Below are 17,596 nucleotides of genomic sequence, written 5' to 3'. Positions count from 1 at the left end.
GAGGGGAGTCTCCTGAGTCCGGGCGCGACGACGGCCCGGTTCGTTTTTGTCCGTCGTGGTCGAATGCCGTCCGCGCACTCAGCGCGACAACACCGCCACGGCCTTGATCTCGACGATATAGCCCGGCGCGCCGCCGAGCATGTGCGCGCCGACCGCCGTCCACGCGGGCAGCGGATCGGCGGTGAAGTAGCGGTTGCGCACCTGCATGAACAGCGGCAGATCGCGCATGTCGGTATGGAACGTGGTTAGATCGACGACGTCGGCGAGCGATGCGCCGGCCGCCTCCAGCACGTAGCGCAGATTCTCGAATGCCTGCACGATCTGCGCCTCGCGGCCGTCGACCAGCTGCATCGACCGGTCGCGCCCGATCTGCCCCGACACATAGATCGTGTCGCCGACCTGAATCGCCGGTGCATAGCCGATCTGTTCGTAGACGGCCTCCATTCCTGCGGGCACGATGGCCTTGCGCTGCTGCATCGATGTCTCCTCGTCCGGCGTATGTGCCGGCTGCGATGATGGAATGCGCGCCGCCGATCGACGGCGCGCGTACGTGCATGACGCGTGCGCGTCAGCCGTTGTCGCCGCCCGCGACGGGCAGCACGGTGCCGGTGATGTAGCTCGCCTCGTCCGAGGCGAGGAACAGGATCGGCGCGATCTGCTCGTCGAGCGTGCCGTAGCGCTTGAAGAACGTCGATTCGGTGACCTGCTTCACCGCCTCGCTCATCCACGCCTGCTCCTGCTCGCTGTCGCCGGCCGCATTGCGCGGCACGCGGCGCGGCGGCGCGGTCGTGCCGCCCGGCGCCGTCGCGACGACGCGGATGTTGTGCTCGCCGTATTCCATCGCGAGCGCCTGCGTCAGCGCATTGACGCCGCCCTTCGCGGCCGAGTACGGCACGCGGCGAATGCCGCGCGTCGCGTTCGACGACACGTTGACGATCGTGCCGCGCCCGCGTTCGAGCAGATACGGCAGCACCGCGTGGCACGCGTAGAGCGTCGGCATCAGCGAACGGCGAATCTCGGCGTCGATCTGCGCGGGCTCGAATTCGGCGAACGGACGCATCCGGATCGCACCGCCAACGCCGTTGATCAGCACGTCGATCGCGCCGAACCGGCTGGCGGCGAACGCCATCGTCGCGCGCGCGCCTTCGTAGGTTTCGAGATCGGCGACGAAGCCGGCCGCGCGGTCGGTGCCCGCTTCGGCCGCCACGTCGGCGACGAACTCGGCGCGATCGACGAACAGCACTTGACCGCCTTCGGCCGCGGCGCGCAGCGCGACGCCGCGACCGATTCCCTGCGCGGCGCCGGTAACGACGAGGGTCTTGCCAGCGAATCGTTGCATGGTCATGCCGCCTTTGCCGTCACGTTCGGCGTGAACTTCTCGTAGTGGAAGCTGTTCGGCTTCACGCCCGTGTCGTCGAAATGCTTGCGCACCGCGTCGACCATCGGTGGCGGGCCGCACAGATAGACGTCGACGTCGCCGTCGTTCAGCGCATCGGCCGGAATGTGTTGGGTGACCCAGCCCTTGCGCGGGTGGCTCGACGCGTCGTCGGCGACCACCGTCGCGTAGCTGAAGTTCGGCAGCCTAGCGACGTACGCGTCGATCGCGTCGACCTGCACGAGATCGAGATCGCGCGTCACGCCGTAGACGAGATGGATCTTCTGCTGCGACGCGGCGCGCGCCAGCACTTCGAGCATCGACAGGAACGGCGCGAGCCCCGTGCCGCCTGCCAGGAACAGCAGCGGCCGCTGCACGTCGCGCAGATAGAAGCTGCCGAGCGGCCCGTGCAGGTCGAGCTTGTCGCCCGGCCGCGCCGTCTCGAGCCAGGTGCTCATCACGCCGCCCGGAATCTTCTTGATCAGGAAGCTGACCTTCGTCTCGCCGGGCGCCGAGGAGAACGAATAGGACCGATGCTGGCCGCTGCCCGGCACGTCGATGTTCACGTACTGGCCCGGCAGGAACACCGGTGCGTCGGCGGCCGCGTCGATGTCGACTTCGAGCACGATCGCCGCGTCGTTGTGCGGTTCGATCTTCGCGACGGTCGCCGCGAACCGGCTGTTGCCGGTCTTGCACGCCGTCGACGACGTCGGCACCGCGATCACGCAGTCGCTCTGCGGCACCATCTGGCACGTGAGCACGAGGCCTTCGTCCTTCTCGTCCTCGGTCAGCGCGTCGTCGATGTAGTCGTCGCCGAGGTCGTAGCGGCCGCTTTCGGCGCGGCACTTGCAGGTGCCGCACACGCCGTCCGAACAATCCATCGGCAGGTTGATGCGCGCACGAAATGCCGCATCGAGCACCTTCTCGCCGGCCTTGCATTCGATGAAGCGCGTGACGCCGTCCTCGAAGTTCAGTGCAATCTTGTAGCTGGACATGGAACGCTCCTCCATTCCGTTTTCGATATCAGGCGTCAGACGTGATAGACGTCGAGCACCTGGCGGATGTAGTCGTTCTTCAGCACGATCTTCTTGTACGAGATCAGCAGCGCGTCGCCGACCTTGCGCAGCGTGACGAACATCGTGCCGAAGAAATGATCGGTGACGCGGTAGCGATGATTAAGCGTGTGGAAGTTGTAGCGCACGTCCACTTCGTCGCCGCGTTCGGCCAGCACCTCGACGTTCGTCACGCTGTGGCTCGTACGCGGCTCCGGCGTCGATGCGCCGCTGCGCTCGGTCTTGATGCGGAACACGCGATCCTCGAGGCCGCCGCGATCGGGGTAGTACATCAGCGAGATCTGGCTTTCGTGATCGTCCGTCAGGCGATCGTCGTCGTCCCACGCGGGCATCCAGTACGTGACGTCGTCGGTGTAGCAGGTCAGCCACTCGTCCCACTGACGATCGTCGAGCAGGCGCGCCTCGCGGTACAGCGTCGCGCAGATGGTGTGGTAATCGAAGCTCATGACAGCGCCTCCTCGCGTTCCTGCTTCAGCGCGTCACGCATCACGCGCACCCAGTATTCGTGCTGGCACACGAACAGCCCTTCGTCTTCGCTGCGCTCGCCCGAGATCAGCGGCTTCAGCCCCATCTTCGTCGCGTTCTCGTCCGGCCCTTCGATCCAGAGCGGCGCGCCGCGCGACAGGTCGTTCCACAGCGACGTGATGCCCGCATAGCCGGCCTGGCATGCGCGAAACTCCTCGAGATCGTCCGCGGTGCCCATGCCCGACACGTTGAAGAAGTCCTCGTACTGGCGGATGCGCAGCGCGCGGTCTTCCGCGCTTTCGCCCTTCGGCGCGAAGCAGAAGATCGTCACTTCGGTCTTGTCGACGGAGAGCGGCCGCACGACGCGAATCTGCGTGCTGAACTGGTCCATCAGGAACACGTTCGGATACACGCACAGGTTGCGCGTCTGGTTCACGATGAAATCGGCGCGCACCTCGCCGACGCGCGCACGAATCTCGTCGCGGTGCCGGTAGACGGGACGCACTTCCGGGTTCATCGTCTTCGTCCACAGCAGGATGTGGCCGTGGTCGAACCCGTACACGCCGGCGACCGAGCGGCTCCAGCTGTTCGCGTCGACCGCCTTCGTGCCGTCTTCCTTGCGCCGGCCCATCGTCGCCGCGTAGTTCCAGTGAACGGTGCTGACGTGATAGCCGTCGCAGCCGTTCTCCATCTGCATCTTCCAGTTGCCCTCGTAGATGTAGGAGGAATTGCCGCGCAGCACTTCGAGGCCGTTCGGCGCCTGGTCGACGATCTGGTCGATGATCACGCGCGCTTCGCCGAGATAGTCTTCGAGCGGCAGCACGTCGGCATTGAGGCTGCCGAACAGGAAGCCGCGATAGTTCTCGAAGCGCGCGACCTTCTTCAGGTCGTGCGAGCCGTTCGTGTTGAACTGCACCGGATACTCGGTCGTCTTCTCGTCCTTCACCTTCAGCAGCTTGCCGCTGTTCGAGAACGTCCAGCCGTGGAACGGGCACGTAAAGCTGCCCTTGTTGCCGTGCTTGCGGCGGCACAGCATCGCGCCCTTGTGCGCGCACGCGTTGATCACGGCATGCAGCTCGCCGTTCTTGTCGCGCGTGATCACGATCGGCTGGCGGCCGATCCATGTCGTGTAGTAGTCGTTGTTGTCGGGGATCTGGCTTTCGTGCGCGAGATACACCCAGTTGCGCTCGAAGATGTGCTTCATCTCGAGCTCGAACAGCGCGTCGTTCGTGAAGATGTCGCGGCGGCAGCGGTACAGGCCGGCAGCCTTGTCGTCCTGTACGGCGGACGACAGCAGTTGGTCGAGTGCGTTCGCTTGGTCGAAATTGGCGGACATGGCGGTTCCTCCCATGCACGCGCCGGCGTGCATCGGTGTCGAAAGAGGGGGCGCGGGAGCCGCGCGGCGCAGCGCCGCCGCGGCGCCGGGGCGTTACGCGTCGGCGGACGCGCGCGGACGATGGACGACCTGGTTGTCGCGGCCGTCGAGCAGCGGCGTCAGCACGATGTCGAACTCGATTTCCTTGTACGCATCGCTCTTCATGCCGAGCGCGGCGCCGCCGGTCTTGTCGACCACGTGCGGAATCAGTTCCTCGCGCGTCGCGTATGCGAAGTCGTCCCAGATCAGCGGGTCGCCTTCGATGTTGAACTGCGTCGTGAGCTTGCGATGGCCGTCGCCGGACACGAAGAAGTGCACGTGCGCCGGGCGGTTGCCGTGGCGGCCGAGGCCGTTCAGCAGCTGCTGCGTCGCGCCTTGCGGCGGGCAGCCGTAGCCGACCGGCATCAGCGTGCGGAATTCGTACTTGCCGTCGGCATCGGTGCGCACCGCGCCGCGCAGGTTGAACGCGGTCTGCGCGCCGGTCGGGTCGAAGTGCGAGTAGAAGCCCTTCGAGTTCGCGTGCCAGCATTCGACGAGCGCGCCGGCGAGCGGCTTGCCGTCGGTGCCCGTCACGGTGCCGCGGATCACGAGCGGGCCCGCGTCGGCATCGTCGTCGAGATCGATCTTCGCGACGCCGTCGCGCACGGGCGCGCCTGCCACGTACAGCGGCCCTTCGATCGTGCGCGGCGTGCCGCCGTCGAGGCCGGCCGCGCGGTCGGCCGCATCCATCCGGATGTCCAGATACTTCTCGAGCCCGATGCCGGCCGCGAGCAGCGCCGCTTCGCCGTCCTGGCCGAGCTTGTTCAGATAGTTGACGCCGGCCCAGACTTCGTCGGGCGTGATGTCGAGATCGTCGATCGCCTTGAACAGGTCGCTCAGCAGACGATGCACGATCTGGCGAAAGCGCGCGTTGCCGGCGTCGCCGTTCAGGTTCGCGGCGGCCTTCAGCAGATCCTGCACTTCCTTCGTATCGAATACCTTGACGCTCATGATGGTGTCTCCACGTGTGTTTTAGGAAAAATCGACCGGCGCTCGCGCGGCATCGCGCGGCCGGCTCAGAGGTCGTCTTCGCGAACCGACGACGGGTGGCGACACAACGGCGTCACCGAAATCTTCATGTACGGAAACAGCGGCAGCTGCGTCAGGATGTCGTGCAGCTCGGCGTTGTCCGCGACGTCGAAAATGCTGTAGTTCGCGTATTCGCCGACCACGCGCCAGATGTGGCGCCACTTGCCGCTGCGCTGCAGCGTCTGCGAATACGCCTTCTCGCGCGCCTTGATCTCGTCGGCCACGCCGGCCGGCATGTCGGCCGGCAGATTGACGTCCATTCGTACGTGGAAAAGCATCGTGATGATCCTGATACGTGTGTGGGGAATCGGGTTAGCGGACGACCTTCGTCAGCCCGTCGCGCGTAAACCGCGCGACCTTCTCGTCGTCGAGCTCGATGCCGAGGCCCGGGCCGCTCGGCACGGTCAGCTCGAACTCGCTGTAGTCGAGCGGCGTCGCGAGAATTTCTTCGGTGATCAGCAGCGGCCCGAACAGCTCGGTGCCCCACTGCAAGTTCGCGAAGCTCGCGAACAGATGCGCGGACGCAACCGTGCTCACCGCGCCTTCGAGCATCGTGCCGCCGTAGAGCTCGATGCCGGCCGCATCGGCGATCGTCGCCACGCGCTGCGCGGCGAACAGCCCGCCGCTCTGTTCGATCTTGATCGCGAAGACGTCGGCGCCGTGCTGCTTCGCGATGTCGAACGCGCTGTCCGGGCCCTGCAGGATTTCGTCGGCCATCAGCGCGACGGGGAAGCGGCGCATCAGCCGTGCGAGCGCGGCGGCCGATGCGACGGGCTGCTCGACCAGTTCGCAGCCGGCGTCCGCGAGCGCCGGCAGTGCGCGTGCGGCCTGCGTCTCGCTCCACGCCATGTTCACGTCGACGCGCACCGCCGCGCGATCGCCGAGTGCCTTCTTGATCGCGGCGACGTGGCGGATGTCGGCATCGAGCGCCTTCGCGCCGATCTTCAGCTTGAACACGTTGTGCCGGCGCACGTCGAGCATGTGCTCGGCCTCGTCGATGTCGCGCGCGGTGTCGCCCGATGCCAGCGTCCACGCGACCGGCAGGCGCTCGCGGCGGCGTCCGCCGAGCAGCTCGCTCACCGGCACGCCGAGACGCTTGCCGTGCGCGTCGAGCAGCGCCGTTTCGAGCGCGCTTTTCGCGAAATGGTTGACCTTCACGAGCTTGCCGACATACGCCATCAGCGCCTGGATGCGCGTCGCGTCGCGGCCGATCATCGCCGGCGCGAAGTACGTGTCGATCGCGAGCTTCATCGCTTCGGGACTTTCCGGGCCGTAGGCCATCCCCGCGATCGTCGTGCCTTCGCCGATGCCCGTCACGCCGTCGCTGCAGAACACCTTCACCAGCATCAGCGTCTGGCCATGCATGGTCGCGACCGACAGCTTGTGCGGACGGATCGTCGGCAGATCGACGAGCCGGGTTTCGATGCGTTCGATGGTGATCATGGGATACGTCGTGTATGTGGGGTGCTTGGACCGATTTATACGTCTCGCCCAAATGCAGCGTCCAATACTTTTGGACACCCCTATCCATACCTGCTGGGTATTCGATATTCGGCTCCGCATCGGAATGACCGTGTTTTCCATACCTCACAAGATTGGTCGGACGACCGGGGAGCCGCGTCGGAGCGAGGTTCGCGACAAGTCGGCTGGCGCGGCGACGACGCGCCCGACGGCGCCGGTCCGATGGCCCGCAGCGGCAGGAAAAACGCGCACGACGATGCGCGATCAGGGTTTTCCTGAGGGGAAATGGCGGCACCGGCGCGGCCGGTCCGACGGCAATCGCGTTGCTCGCGGAGCCGATGAAGTTGTCTGCGGCCTGAATCGAATCGGTGAAGATGCCGCGGGCATGCGCGCGCATGCCGCTCGGCGGGCGCGGTGCGCGCGACGACGTCGCGCAGTCGATCGCGTCGCTTGCGTCGCCGCAAGCGGCATGGATGAGAGGACAGAGAGTGACGGACGACGGCGGGCTCGATGCACGGCAACCGCCGCGACGTCGCGCGACGCGCGTGCAGACCCGCGCCGCACGCGCGGCGCCCGGCGCGCGACACGCGGCGCATCACGCCACGGGCGCACGCGGACGCGCGAGGATCAGTGCTTGTCGTCGACCTTCTTCGGCTTCGGCGGCGACGGCACCTTCGCGTACTGGAATGCCGGCGTCGCCTTCAGCGCGTCCTTCGTCGCGCCGGGCAGATAGATGTTGCCGCTGCGCACGTCGAGCGACGCGATCGGCACCGCGACGTCGTGCGCGGCGACACCGAGGAAGCCGCCGGCCGAGACGATCGCCGCCGACACGGAGCCGTCGGGTGCGACGATCAGGTCGCGCACGGTACCGACCTTCTGGCTCTGATCGTTGTAGACGGCTTTGCCGAGCACGCTCTTCTTCACGCTCCAGCCTTCCAGCAGCGCCTGCGATTGCTCGACGGTCACGCTGAGCGGCTGCGCGCCGGCGATCTGCGCGTGCGCGCTCACGCTCGATGCGAGGACGGCCACTGCGACGAGGGTCTTGTAGAACGCCATGCTTGTTTGCTCCGTTGAATGAGGAACGCTTCTGGCAGCAAAACCCGGACCGCGCCGGCAATCCGCGATACGGACCGCCGCCGCGACACCGGGCTTCGCCGAGGGATCGGCGGCACGGCCGCGCCGCCGCGTGCAGGTATCGAAGGGGCCGGGATCGCGGGCCGTCGATACGTCGCACGGCCCATGTTAGCGTCTGCGCGAAAGCGCTGCAGCGAGCACGATGTCGCAGTGCGCGCGCACCGTCACGCGTTGCGTGCGAACACGCGGCGATGACGCACGGCTTCGGCGAGCACGTCGAGCACGGGTTCGGTCTGCGCCCAGCTCAGGCATGCATCGGTGATCGACACGCCGTACTTCAACGGCACGCCGGGCTTCAGATCCTGACGGCCGGCTTCGAGATGGCTCTCGATCATCACGCCGACGATGCGGTGCTCGCCCTGCGACAGCTGGCGCGCGAGATCCTGCGCGACCTCGATCTGCCGCTCGTGCGACTTGTTCGAATTCGCATGCGAGCAGTCGACCATCACCTGCTCGCGCAGGCCCGCCGCGCGCAGCACGGCGCAGCTCGCGTCGACGTGCGCCGCGTCGTAGTTCGGGCCGTTCTTGCCGCCGCGCAAAATCACATGAACGTCGTCGTTGCCGCGCGTCTCGAAGATCGCGGCCATGCCCATCTTCGTCATCCCCATGAACGCATGGCTCGCGCGCGCGGCGACGATCGCGTCCGACGCGACCTGCACGCCGCCGTCGGTGCCGTTCTTGAAGCCGATCGGGCAGCTGAGCCCCGACGCGAGCTGACGATGGCTCTGGCTCTCGGTCGTGCGTGCGCCGATCGCACCCCACGCGATCAGGTCCGCGATGTACTGCGGGCTCAGCAGATCGAGGAATTCGGTCGAGGCGGGCAACCCGAGCGCGTTGATGTCGAGCAGCAGTTGCCGCGCGGCCCGCAGCCCTTCGTTGATGCGGAAGCTGCCGTCGAGACGCGGATCGTTGATGTAGCCCTTCCAGCCGACCGTCGTGCGCGGCTTCTCGAAGTACACGCGCATCGTGATCAGGAGATCGTCCTTCAGCGCATCGGCAGCGGCCTTCAGGCGGCGGGCGTAGTCGAGCGCCTGGTCGTGATCGTGGATCGAGCACGGGCCGACGACGAGCAGCAGCCGATCGTCGCGGCCGTGCAGGATGTCGCCGATCGCCTTGCGCGTATCTTCGACGAGCGTCTGCGTGGCCGCCGGCACCGGCAGTTCGTCGAGCAGCAGCGCCGGCGAAATCAGCGGACGCACGGCGCCGATACGGACGTCGTCGATGCGCGTCGTATCGAGCGTCGCGTCGGCGACGCCGACCTCGCGATCGTGCGTGGGATTGTCGAGCTTCTGCATGGGAATTCTCCGCGGGCGTCTGGATGGATCGGCAGGCTCGATTATGGCACCCGCGTCGGGCGTCAGTTCGCGTCGCCCGGCGCGTCGGCGTCGATCCCGAGTTCGGACGCCATGCGGCGCACCAGCGCGTTCAGCCGCGCGACTTCGTCCGCGAGACGCTTCTGCTCCGCCTTCAGCGCCTCGAACTCGGACGGCGCCACGGCCTCCCCGCCGCCGCCGTCCGCGCCCGCGAATTCGCCGACGTTGACGTCGCCGCACAGCAGATGCATCCAGCGGTTCTCGCGTGCGCCGGGCGCGCGCGGCAGCCGCACGACGAGCGGCGGCTCGCGCGTCGCGAGTTCGTCGAGAAACGCCTCGACCGACGAGATGTCGGCGAAGCCGTGCAGCCGCGCGCTGTTCAGCCGCAGTTCGGCCGCCGTCTGCGGGCCGCGCAGCATCAGCACCGTCAGCAGCGCGATCGCCTGGCTCGGAATGCCGAGCACGCGGTTCAGGTTGTGTTCGAAACGCGGCACGCGGCTGCTGCTGCCCTCGAACACGAGGCTCAGATGCTTGAGCGCGTCGAGCGCCGTCGTCACTTCGTCGTCGGTCACGTTCATCACCGGCGCGCGCGCGGTCTTCTGGTTGCAGCCCGCGGTCAGCGCATTCAGCGACAGCGGATAGGTATCCGGCACCGTGTGCTGCTTCTCGACGAGCACGCCGAGAATGCGGGCCTCGAGGGGCGTGAGTTCGCGAAGGGCGCGTGGCGTGGGCGTATCCGGCGTGGTGTTCATGAGTGGCGTCGCGGCAGCAGCAGAGAGGAATCGGTTCGATGCGCGTCCGGCAGGCGGACGGGTGACGCATATGATAGCTCGCGGCGAAGCGCGCTCGCGCAGGCACGCGTGCCGCGTTTGCGCGTCGCGCGGTGCGGCGCTACGATAGCCGTTCATCCGGATTTCCACGACGCGATGCGACGCAGCCGGCCGGCGCGCGCCCCGTACCGTTTCGTTTTCGCGCGACGCCGCCGCGCGTGCGCGCTCCACGCTCTTCATCGTTCACCGACATGACTTCATCCGCCAGCGCGCCGAACGTGCGCGCCATCGTCACCGGTCACACGCGCGGGCTCGGCGCCGCGCTCGCCACGCAATTGCTCGATCAGGGCATCGCCGTGCTCGGCGTGTCGCGCAGCCGACATCCGTCGCTCGCGGCCGCGTCGCACGCGCAGTTCGCCGAGATCGAGCTCGACCTGTCGGACGCGGCCGCCGTCGCCGCGTGGCTCGCCGGCGATACGCTGCGACGCTTCGTCGATGGCGCATCGCTCGTGCTGCTGTTCAACAACGCGGGGATCGTCGATCCGATCGGCCCGCTCGACGTGCAGGACGCGAACACGGTCGCACGCGCCGTCAACCTCAACGTCGCGGCGCCGCTGATGCTGTCGGCCGCGCTCGCGCAAGCCGTCTCGGCGCCGACGGAGTGCCGGATCGTGCACGTGTCGAGCGGCGCCGCACGCAATGCCTACGCGGGCTGGAGCGTCTATTGCGCGACCAAAGCCGCGCTCGATCACCATGCGCGCGCGGTCGCGCTCGACGCGAATCGCGCGCTGCGGATTGGCAGCGTCGCGCCGGGCGTCGTCGACACCGGCATGCAGGCGACGATCCGCGCGACCGGCGACGACCGCTTTCCGATGCGCGACAAGTTCGAGCAGTTGAAGGCGAGCGGCGCGCTGTCGACGCCCGAGGCGGCCGCGCGGCAGCTGATCCGCTACGCGCTGAGCGACGCGTTCGGCGCGACGCCGACGGCCGACGTGCGCGAACTGCCGGCCGCCTGATCCGCTAGAATCCGTCGATCGCCTTTGCCCGAGAGTTCCCCGATGGTCATGAAGACCACCGCGCCGTTCCAGCAGATCAAGACGCTCGTTCGCCAGAAAACCGAAGCGGGCGAATGGCGGCCGGGCGACCGCATTCCGTCCGAACTCGATCTCGCCGCGCAGTTCGGCGTCGCGCGCATGACGGTCAACCGCGCGCTGCGCGAACTGACCGAGGAAGGCGTGCTGAAGCGGATCGCGGGCGTCGGCACGTTCGTCGCCGAATCGAAGCCGCAGTCGAACCTGCTGATGATCGCGCATATCCGCGACGAGATCCGCGCGCGCGGGCACGCGTACCGATGCCGCGTGCTGAGCCAGTCGCGCGAGCCGGCGTCGTTCGACGTCGCCGCGGCGTTCGGGCTGCCGGTCAATACGCCGGTGTTTCATGTGGTGTGCGTGCACGAGGAAAACGGCCGCCCGATCCAGCTCGAGGACCGCTACGTGAATCCCGCCGCCGCGCCCGCATTCATCGATCAGGACTTCAGCCAGGAACCGCCGTCCGAGTATCTGTACAACAACGTGTCGCACGACGAGCTCGAGATCGAGCACGTCGTCGACGCGTCGCTGCCGACGGCCGAGCAGGCGCGGCTGCTCGACATGCGCGCGGACGAACCGTGCCTGACGCTCACGCGCCGTACGTGGACGAAGGGCGTGCCCGTCACGTTCGTGCACTTCCTGCATCCGGGCAACCGCTATCGGCTCGGTTCGCGCTTCAAGCCCGGCGCGGGGCGCCGCCAGACCTGAGCGCACGCGGCCGCGTGGGTGCCGCACGCATCGCGTGCGCGCGCGCGTTCGCGTTCAGATCGCGCTCGCCTGTCCCGCCTCGCGCGACCACACGATCGGAAACAGCGGATGCGCGAGCGGCGCGCCGTCCGGCAGTTCGTCGGCGAGACCGGGGAAGTCCGGCGAGGTCTTCCAGCGACGCGCCGCGTGACGGATGTCGTCGCCGACGAAGCGGATCGAGAACGCGCGCCGCCGGTTGCGCGTGCCGCCCGACGCATGCAGCGTCAGCATCCGGAAGCAGACCATGTCACCGGGCTCGAGCGCCCAGCGACGGATCGGGAACGCGGCGCGGTCGGCTTCGATGTCCGGCAAGTCCGCGAGGCTGCCTTCCGGAAACCACTTCGCTTCCTTGTCCATGAACGTGCGCGGCATCAGCCACGGCCCGCGATGCGAGCCCGCGACGAACTCGAGCGTCGACTCGAGCGGCACCGGATCGACGGGAATCCACATGCTGACGTTGTCGTCGCCTTCGATGTTGTAGTACGGCTGATCCTGATGCCACGGCGTGCGCTGTCGCGTGCCGGGCTCCTTCACGAGCAGATGGTCGTGATGCAGCCGCACGGTCGCGGTGCCCATCAGCGCGGCCGCGACCGACGGCGCCGGCGAACGCACGATGAACTGCCGATACGCGTCGTTGTGCTGCCAGTTGCAGAAATCCTCGAAGAACCAGCCCGGATCGTCGGAGCGGCTCGCGACCTTCGCGCGTGCGCTCGGATGCGCGAGGTTCTCGTCGATGCCGGCGCGCAGCGCGGCCACTTCGTCCGGCGAAAAGATGCCGCGGATGCATACCGCGCCATCGGTGCTGAACGCTTCGATCAGGTCGGGCGTCACGGCTTGCGCGACACGCTCGGAGATGCTCGTCGTCATGATCTGCCTGCAGTCGGTTGAATGCGCGCCGCTTACTGCTTTGCGCCGTAGATGTCGAAGTCGAAGTATTTCGCGGCGATCTTCTGGTAGGTGCCGTTCGCGCGAATCGCCGCGATCGCGTCGTTCAGCCGCGACTTGAGCGCCGCATCGCCCTTGCGCAGCCCCATCGCGACGCCGAAGCCCGTGATCCGCGAGTCGGTGATGTCGTCGCCGGCGAACGCGAAGTGCTTGCCGCGCTCGGTCTTCAGAAACGAATAGCCGGCCTGCGTCTTGTCCTGGAACGTCGCGTCGAGGCGGCCGTTCACGAGATCCTGATACACCTGGTCCTGGTTCTGGTACGTGACGATCGTCACGCCCTTCGGCGCCCATTCGGCCTTCGCGTACATGTCCTGCGTCGTGCCCTGGATGATCCCGACGCGCTTGCCCGCGAGCGACGCGGCCGTCGACTGCAGCTTCGAGCCGGCCGGCGCGACGAGCGCGGCCGGCGACGCGTAGAGCTTGTTCGAGAAGTCGATCTGCTTCAGCCGTTCTTCGGTTGCCGTCATCGCCGACATGATCACGTCGAACTTGCGCGCGCGCAGCGCCGGAATCATCCCGTCGAAGTTCTGCTCGACCCATACGCATTTGGCATGCAGCTGCACGCAGATCGCGTCGCGCAGGTCGATGTCGAAGCCGCTCAGCGAGCCGTCCGGCTGTTTCGCCTCGAACGGCGGATACGTCGGGTCGATGCCCCAGCGGATCGTCGACGTGTCCTGCGCGAACGACACGAGCGGCGCGCAGGCGAGTGCAGTGGCGAGAAGCTTGGCAATCCGGTTCATGGCAGATCCTTTGGGTCTCGACGCGGCGCGCAGGCGCGCGACGTCCGGTGGATACGCCGCGCCGGATGCCGGCGCGGTGCGCGAAACAGGGAACTTCGATGACGTGCGGCGCAGTCTAGACCGCCGATTTTCGGTGCGCAAGACGGGAGCGACGCGCCCGCGCGGGGCTCTATGCGACGAGCGTTCGGTCGCGTGCGGGAAGTCGGATTGATTGGCGTTTGTTATCCGAACTTGAGCGGGACTTAGTCGCACTTTCCATGTTTACCCTGCCCTCTGTTCGACAGCGCACTCCCGGTTTTTTTCGGCTGCCGGCTTGCGACAGATGTCTATACCGCCCGCGAGCAATCGCGCCCGCTCCGGCGAAACCGCGATTGCCGGGCGTGGCGGCGCATGTTAAAAGTCGTCCCCCGCATTCGGAAACGCAATGCTCGCCCCATCAGAAGTGCAGAAATGAATAGACCTTTGTTCGACCTCGACCTGCTTCGCGCGCTCGTGATGGTCGCCGATTGCGGCAGCTTTACGGCCGCGTCCGCGCGGCTGCACTCGACGCAGTCGACGGTGAGCCAGAAGGTGCGGCGACTCGAGGAAATCGCGGGGCATCGCCTGCTCGATCGCGGCACGCGCGACGTGCGGCCGACCGATGCGGGCGTGACCGTGCTCAGCTATGCGCGGCGGATGCTCGCGCTGAACGACGAGATGCTCGAAGTGCTGGCCGGTGCGACGGTGGCGCTCACCATCCGGCTCGGCGTGCCGGACGATTTCGCGGCGGGCCGCACGACGCACGCGCTCGCCGCGTTCAAGCGCGCCCATCCGCAAGTGAAACTCGAAGTGACGTGCGGGCTGAGCCGCGACGTCAGCGCCGCGTACGATCGCGGCGAACTCGATCTCGTGCTGATCAAGCAGCGGCGCGACAGCCGCGAAGCGGTCGCGCGCTGGCCCGAGAAACTGCGCTGGATCGACAGCGCGAAGCATCCGTCGATCGATCTCGACCCGCTGCCGATCGTCGCGTTTCCGCCGCGCGGGCTCTATCGCGACGACATGATCCAGGCGATCGAGGCACGCGGCCGCCGCTGGCGCATCGCGTTCACGACGTCGAGCCTGAGCGGCATTCAGGCGGCCGTCGCCGACGGGCTCGGGATCAGCGTGCTGCCCGCGCGCGCGGTGACGGTCGAGCACGTCGTGCTGACCGCGACGCAAGGCTTCGCGCCGATCGAGAACATGGACGTCGCGATCCTGCATCGGCCGACCGCCGATCCGATGGTGCGCGAGCTGACGAAGACGCTCGCGGACATGCTCGAACACGAGCAGTAAGCCGCGTGCATGCGAGGCGGTGTGCGGCACGCACGCGCCGCCGCGCACCGCCGTGCGCAGGTCAGACCAGCGCGCCGTTTCGCGCGACGATTTTCCCCGACGACACGACGAGCCGCCGCACCGGCCGTGCGACCACGGCCTCCGCGAGCGTCATTGCATCGACGAGCACGACGTCGGCGCGCGCGCCGGGCTGCAGCCCGTAAGCGTCGAAGCCGCAGCCGCGCGCGGCGCCGTGCGTCACGCATTCGAGCGCGACTTCGAGCGCGTCGTCGCGGCGGAAGTCGTTGCGCATCGCGATCAGCATCGCGCGCTCGAGCATGTCGGGCGATCCGTACGGCGTCCACGTGTCGCGCACGCCGTCGTTGCCGCCGATGACGGTCACGCCGGCCGCGCGGCACGCGAGGACCGACGGCACCGGCACCGCGGCCGGCGCCGTCGTGACGACGGCGACGCCGAGCTCGGCCATCCGCGCGAGCAGCGCGTCGCGCTCGCGTTCCGCGAGGTCGCCGAGACAGAACGCGTGGCTGATCGTCACCTTGTGCTGCATGCCGAGCGCGGCTGTGCGCTGCAGGATCAGGTCGAGCGAATACGCGCCCATCGAGCCGCGCTCGTGCAGGTGAATGTCGAGCCCGCGGCCGTAGCGTTCCGCGATCGCGAACAGCACGTCGACCGCTTTCACCGGGTCGCCTTCGATTGCGCACGGATCGAGGCCGCCGAGCAGATCGGCGCCGGCCGCGAGCGCGTCGGCGAGCAGCGCGTCGGTGCCGGGCCGCTTCAGCACGCCCGACTGCGGAAACGCGACGATCTGGATCTCGACCTGGCCGCGCAACGTCTCGCGCGTATCGAGCACGCGATGCAGATGACGCAGCCCCGCGTCGGTATCGACGTCGACGTGCGTGCGGATCCGCGTCGTGCCGGCCGCGAGAAACGCGCGCGCGAGCGCGAGCGATGCCGCGCCGGCATCGTGACCGCTCGTCGCGCGATAGTGCCGCTCGTTCTCGATGCGATCGACGAGGCGCGGACCGACCGCGTTGCGATACCACGGCATGCCCCAATGCGTCTTGTCGAGATGCGTGTGGCCTTCGACGAGGCCCGGCAGCGCGATCGCGCCGGCGCCCTCCTCGATCGCGCAGTCGGGCGGCGCATCGAGCGACGGGCCCGTGCGCACGATGCGGTCGCCTTCGATGAGGATGTCGAGCGCGTCGTCGGCGCCCGTGCGGACATTGCGGATCAGCAAGAAGGTCATGTCGATCTCGTGCGGTCAGTGTGAAGTCGAGCGCCGTGCGAGCGGGTGCAATGCAAGCTGACGGCGCGCGATGGGCGCCCGGTCCGCATCATCATCGCGCGAAATCGAGCGCGGGCGCGTACGGCGCGCCGGGATCGCTTTCGCCGCGACGCACGACCCAGCGCTCGGCGGGCACGCCGGCGACGGCGGCCGCCGCGTTCGGCGCGCGCACCGCGACGAAGGTCGCGTCGCAGCCGACCGCGAGCCCGTCGCGTGCTCGGCCGATGGCGCGTGCGCCCGCGTGCGTCGCCATGTCGAGCGCGACGCGCAGCGCGTCGTCGGTGTAGAAGCCCGACCGATAGCCGACCAGCATCGCGCGCTGCAGCATGTCGCCGTTGCCGTACGGCCACCACGCGTCGCGAATGTTGTCGTTGCCGGCGAACACCTGCACGCCCGCGTCGCGCAACGCCAGCACCGGCGGAAACGCGCAGTCGCCCGGCGCGTTCGTCATGATCGACACACCGGCGTCGGCCAGCGCGGCCGCGGTGCGCGCGACGACGTCGGCGCCGACCTGGCCGAGCGCATACGCGTGGCTCACGTTCACGCGCCCGCCGAGGCCCGCCGCACGCGTGCGCGCCGCGATCCGCAGCAGTTGTGCGATGCCCGTGTCGCCCGGCTCGTGCAGATGAATGTCGATCTTCACGCCGCGCTTCTCGGCGATGCCGAACACGATGTCGAGCTGGCCGTCCGCATCGCCGTCGAGCGTCGTCGGATCGATGCCGCCGACGACGTCCGCGCCTTCGCGCACGGCCGCGTCGAGCATCTCCGCCGTGCCCGCGCACGACACGACGCCGGCCTGCGGAAACGCGACGAGTTCGATGTCGACGATGCCGCGCCACCGTTCGCGCGCGGCCATCACCGCGTGCAGGTTCGCGAGGCCCGTCGTCGCGTCGACGTCGACATGGCTGCGCATCGCGACCGTGCCGAATGCGGCGGCCTGCGCGATCAGCGCATGCGCGCGCTCGGCGATCGGCGGCGCGGCCGCGAGCTGACGCTTCTCGACCGCGAGCCGCTCGCGCAGCGAGTCGACCGGTTCGTGCGGCACCCAGCGGTCGCCGACGAAGCTTTTGTCCAGATGAATGTGGCCGTCGACGAAGCCGGGCAATACGACGCGGCCGTCGAGATCGATCGTTTCCGTGCCGGGCGCGGCGCCGCAGTCGCGGCCGATCGCAGCAAAACGGCCGTCGCGCACGAGCAGTTCGATGGGCTGGCCGTCGGCGTCGACGGCATGGGTGAAGAGGCGGTCGGTCATCGTTCGTGATAGGGCGAAGGTCGCGGCGCGACGCCGGGGCGAACGGCAAACGTCGGACGGTGCGGCGCGACCGTGGATGGGGTGCGGCCACGATAGCGGACGGCGCGGCGCGAGGCCAATTAAATGTCACGATGCCGCGCATTCGATTTCGCGATGCATGCGCGAGGGCCGCGCATGCGGCCGGCGCGGCCCGC

At 68.1% G+C, this 17,596-nt stretch carries 18 protein-coding genes; 3 read left to right on the top strand and 15 right to left on the bottom strand.

What is annotated here, in order from left to right:
- Nucleotides 1-78 precede the first annotated feature (78 nt).
- The 11 genes from HMPREF3115_RS06740 to HMPREF3115_RS06690 all read right to left on the bottom strand — a co-directional run bounded on the left by HMPREF3115_RS06740 (nt 79) and on the right by HMPREF3115_RS06690 (nt 10,016).
- Entirely contained in the window at nt 79-477 is a 399-nt protein-coding gene (locus HMPREF3115_RS06740; protein WP_006397454.1) for a RidA family protein, read from the bottom strand.
- A gap of 91 nt (nt 478-568) precedes the next feature.
- Entirely contained in the window at nt 569-1,345 is a 777-nt protein-coding gene (gene benD, locus HMPREF3115_RS06735) for a benzoate diol dehydrogenase BenD (protein ID WP_006412144.1), read from the bottom strand.
- Nucleotides 1,342-2,370, bottom strand: coding sequence for a benzoate 1,2-dioxygenase electron transfer component BenC (benC, locus tag HMPREF3115_RS06730; RefSeq protein ID WP_070553840.1), 1,029 nt, complete (start codon nt 2,368-2,370; stop codon nt 1,342-1,344). Before benC ends, benD begins: the two co-directional genes overlap by 4 nt.
- Before the next feature lie 35 nt (nt 2,371-2,405).
- Nucleotides 2,406-2,894: a benzoate 1,2-dioxygenase small subunit gene (gene benB, locus HMPREF3115_RS06725; protein WP_006397461.1), complete on the bottom strand. Its 489-nt coding sequence runs from the start codon at nt 2,892-2,894 to the stop codon at nt 2,406-2,408.
- Nucleotides 2,891-4,249 (bottom strand): Rieske 2Fe-2S domain-containing protein, encoded by a 1,359-nt coding sequence (locus HMPREF3115_RS06720; protein ID WP_070553838.1) that lies wholly within the window; start codon nt 4,247-4,249, stop codon nt 2,891-2,893. Before HMPREF3115_RS06720 ends, benB begins: the two co-directional genes overlap by 4 nt.
- A gap of 93 nt (nt 4,250-4,342) precedes the next feature.
- Nucleotides 4,343-5,278 (bottom strand): catechol 1,2-dioxygenase, encoded by a 936-nt coding sequence (gene catA, locus HMPREF3115_RS06715; RefSeq protein ID WP_070553837.1) that lies wholly within the window; start codon nt 5,276-5,278, stop codon nt 4,343-4,345.
- 65 nt (nt 5,279-5,343) lie between these two features.
- Nucleotides 5,344-5,634: a muconolactone Delta-isomerase gene (gene catC, locus HMPREF3115_RS06710; RefSeq protein WP_006412155.1), complete on the bottom strand. Its 291-nt coding sequence runs from the start codon at nt 5,632-5,634 to the stop codon at nt 5,344-5,346.
- 34 nt (nt 5,635-5,668) lie between these two features.
- Nucleotides 5,669-6,799 carry a muconate/chloromuconate family cycloisomerase gene (locus tag HMPREF3115_RS06705; RefSeq protein ID WP_070553835.1) on the bottom strand — a complete coding sequence of 377 codons (1,131 nt, stop codon included), beginning with the start codon at nt 6,797-6,799 and terminating at the stop codon, nt 5,669-5,671.
- Between the two features lie 645 nt (nt 6,800-7,444).
- Nucleotides 7,445-7,873, bottom strand: a complete 429-nt coding sequence (locus HMPREF3115_RS06700) for a PRC-barrel domain-containing protein (protein WP_070553833.1) — start codon at nt 7,871-7,873, stop codon at nt 7,445-7,447.
- A 242-nt stretch (nt 7,874-8,115) separates the two neighbouring features.
- Nucleotides 8,116-9,246 (bottom strand): 3-deoxy-7-phosphoheptulonate synthase, encoded by a 1,131-nt coding sequence (locus tag HMPREF3115_RS06695; protein ID WP_070553831.1) that lies wholly within the window; start codon nt 9,244-9,246, stop codon nt 8,116-8,118.
- A 62-nt stretch (nt 9,247-9,308) separates the two neighbouring features.
- The gene (locus HMPREF3115_RS06690) at nt 9,309-10,016 is read right to left on the bottom strand and encodes a YceH family protein (RefSeq protein WP_059940085.1); all 708 of its coding nucleotides are present in this window, start codon (nt 10,014-10,016) and stop codon (nt 9,309-9,311) included.
- 269 nt (nt 10,017-10,285) lie between these two features.
- Between HMPREF3115_RS06690 and HMPREF3115_RS06685 the strand changes: the two genes are divergently transcribed.
- Entirely contained in the window at nt 10,286-11,050 is a 765-nt protein-coding gene (locus HMPREF3115_RS06685; protein ID WP_070553829.1) for an SDR family oxidoreductase, read from the top strand.
- Between the two features lie 42 nt (nt 11,051-11,092).
- A complete protein-coding gene (gene hutC / locus HMPREF3115_RS06680) occupies nt 11,093-11,830 on the top strand; it encodes a histidine utilization repressor (protein ID WP_006407842.1) in 738 nt (245 codons plus the stop codon).
- 54 nt (nt 11,831-11,884) lie between these two features.
- Here hutC and HMPREF3115_RS06675 read toward each other — a convergent pair whose 3' ends face one another.
- Together HMPREF3115_RS06675 and HMPREF3115_RS06670 are read right to left on the bottom strand one after the other, a co-directional pair.
- The gene (locus HMPREF3115_RS06675; protein WP_070553827.1) at nt 11,885-12,736 is read right to left on the bottom strand and encodes a phytanoyl-CoA dioxygenase family protein; all 852 of its coding nucleotides are present in this window, start codon (nt 12,734-12,736) and stop codon (nt 11,885-11,887) included.
- Between the two features lie 32 nt (nt 12,737-12,768).
- A complete protein-coding gene (locus HMPREF3115_RS06670) occupies nt 12,769-13,554 on the bottom strand; it encodes an ABC transporter substrate-binding protein (protein WP_070553825.1) in 786 nt (261 codons plus the stop codon).
- Between the two features lie 450 nt (nt 13,555-14,004).
- Between HMPREF3115_RS06670 and HMPREF3115_RS06665 the strand changes: the two genes are divergently transcribed.
- Entirely contained in the window at nt 14,005-14,865 is an 861-nt protein-coding gene (locus HMPREF3115_RS06665; RefSeq protein WP_070553823.1) for a LysR family transcriptional regulator, read from the top strand.
- Between the two features lie 61 nt (nt 14,866-14,926).
- Here HMPREF3115_RS06665 and HMPREF3115_RS06660 read toward each other — a convergent pair whose 3' ends face one another.
- Together HMPREF3115_RS06660 and HMPREF3115_RS06655 are read right to left on the bottom strand one after the other, a co-directional pair.
- Nucleotides 14,927-16,111: an amidohydrolase family protein gene (locus tag HMPREF3115_RS06660; protein WP_070553821.1), complete on the bottom strand. Its 1,185-nt coding sequence runs from the start codon at nt 16,109-16,111 to the stop codon at nt 14,927-14,929.
- 91 nt (nt 16,112-16,202) lie between these two features.
- Nucleotides 16,203-17,402: an amidohydrolase family protein gene (locus HMPREF3115_RS06655; protein WP_070553819.1), complete on the bottom strand. Its 1,200-nt coding sequence runs from the start codon at nt 17,400-17,402 to the stop codon at nt 16,203-16,205.
- Between the last annotated feature and the right edge of the window lie 194 nt (nt 17,403-17,596).

The sequence above is a fragment of the Burkholderia sp. HMSC10F09 genome (assembly GCF_001806955.1).
Taxonomy (GTDB): Bacteria; Pseudomonadota; Gammaproteobacteria; order Burkholderiales; family Burkholderiaceae; genus Burkholderia; species Burkholderia multivorans.
The sequence above is the reverse complement of the archived record's forward strand: the minus strand, read 5'-3'. Positions and strand labels throughout refer to the sequence as shown.

Bases quoted from the DNA above. Each gene is read 5' to 3' on its own strand.
- HMPREF3115_RS06740 (WP_006397454.1), bottom strand. From the start codon at position 477: ATGCAGCAGCGCAAGGCCATCGTGCCCGCAGGAATGGAGGCCGTCTAC.
- benD (WP_006412144.1), bottom strand. From the start codon at position 1,345: ATGACCATGCAACGATTCGCTGGCAAGACCCTCGTCGTTACCGGCGCC.
- benC (WP_070553840.1), bottom strand. From the start codon at position 2,370: ATGTCCAGCTACAAGATTGCACTGAACTTCGAGGACGGCGTCACGCGC.
- benB (WP_006397461.1), bottom strand. From the start codon at position 2,894: ATGAGCTTCGATTACCACACCATCTGCGCGACGCTGTACCGCGAGGCG.
- HMPREF3115_RS06720 (WP_070553838.1), bottom strand. From the start codon at position 4,249: ATGTCCGCCAATTTCGACCAAGCGAACGCACTCGACCAACTGCTGTCG.
- catA (WP_070553837.1), bottom strand. From the start codon at position 5,278: ATGAGCGTCAAGGTATTCGATACGAAGGAAGTGCAGGATCTGCTGAAG.
- catC (WP_006412155.1), bottom strand. From the start codon at position 5,634: ATGCTTTTCCACGTACGAATGGACGTCAATCTGCCGGCCGACATGCCG.
- HMPREF3115_RS06705 (WP_070553835.1), bottom strand. From the start codon at position 6,799: ATGATCACCATCGAACGCATCGAAACCCGGCTCGTCGATCTGCCGACG.
- HMPREF3115_RS06700 (WP_070553833.1), bottom strand. From the start codon at position 7,873: ATGGCGTTCTACAAGACCCTCGTCGCAGTGGCCGTCCTCGCATCGAGC.
- HMPREF3115_RS06695 (WP_070553831.1), bottom strand. From the start codon at position 9,246: ATGCAGAAGCTCGACAATCCCACGCACGATCGCGAGGTCGGCGTCGCC.
- HMPREF3115_RS06690 (WP_059940085.1), bottom strand. From the start codon at position 10,016: ATGAACACCACGCCGGATACGCCCACGCCACGCGCCCTTCGCGAACTC.
- HMPREF3115_RS06685 (WP_070553829.1), top strand. From the start codon at position 10,286: ATGACTTCATCCGCCAGCGCGCCGAACGTGCGCGCCATCGTCACCGGT.
- hutC (WP_006407842.1), top strand. From the start codon at position 11,093: ATGGTCATGAAGACCACCGCGCCGTTCCAGCAGATCAAGACGCTCGTT.
- HMPREF3115_RS06675 (WP_070553827.1), bottom strand. From the start codon at position 12,736: ATGACGACGAGCATCTCCGAGCGTGTCGCGCAAGCCGTGACGCCCGAC.
- HMPREF3115_RS06670 (WP_070553825.1), bottom strand. From the start codon at position 13,554: ATGAACCGGATTGCCAAGCTTCTCGCCACTGCACTCGCCTGCGCGCCG.
- HMPREF3115_RS06665 (WP_070553823.1), top strand. From the start codon at position 14,005: ATGAATAGACCTTTGTTCGACCTCGACCTGCTTCGCGCGCTCGTGATG.
- HMPREF3115_RS06660 (WP_070553821.1), bottom strand. From the start codon at position 16,111: ATGACCTTCTTGCTGATCCGCAATGTCCGCACGGGCGCCGACGACGCG.
- HMPREF3115_RS06655 (WP_070553819.1), bottom strand. From the start codon at position 17,402: ATGACCGACCGCCTCTTCACCCATGCCGTCGACGCCGACGGCCAGCCC.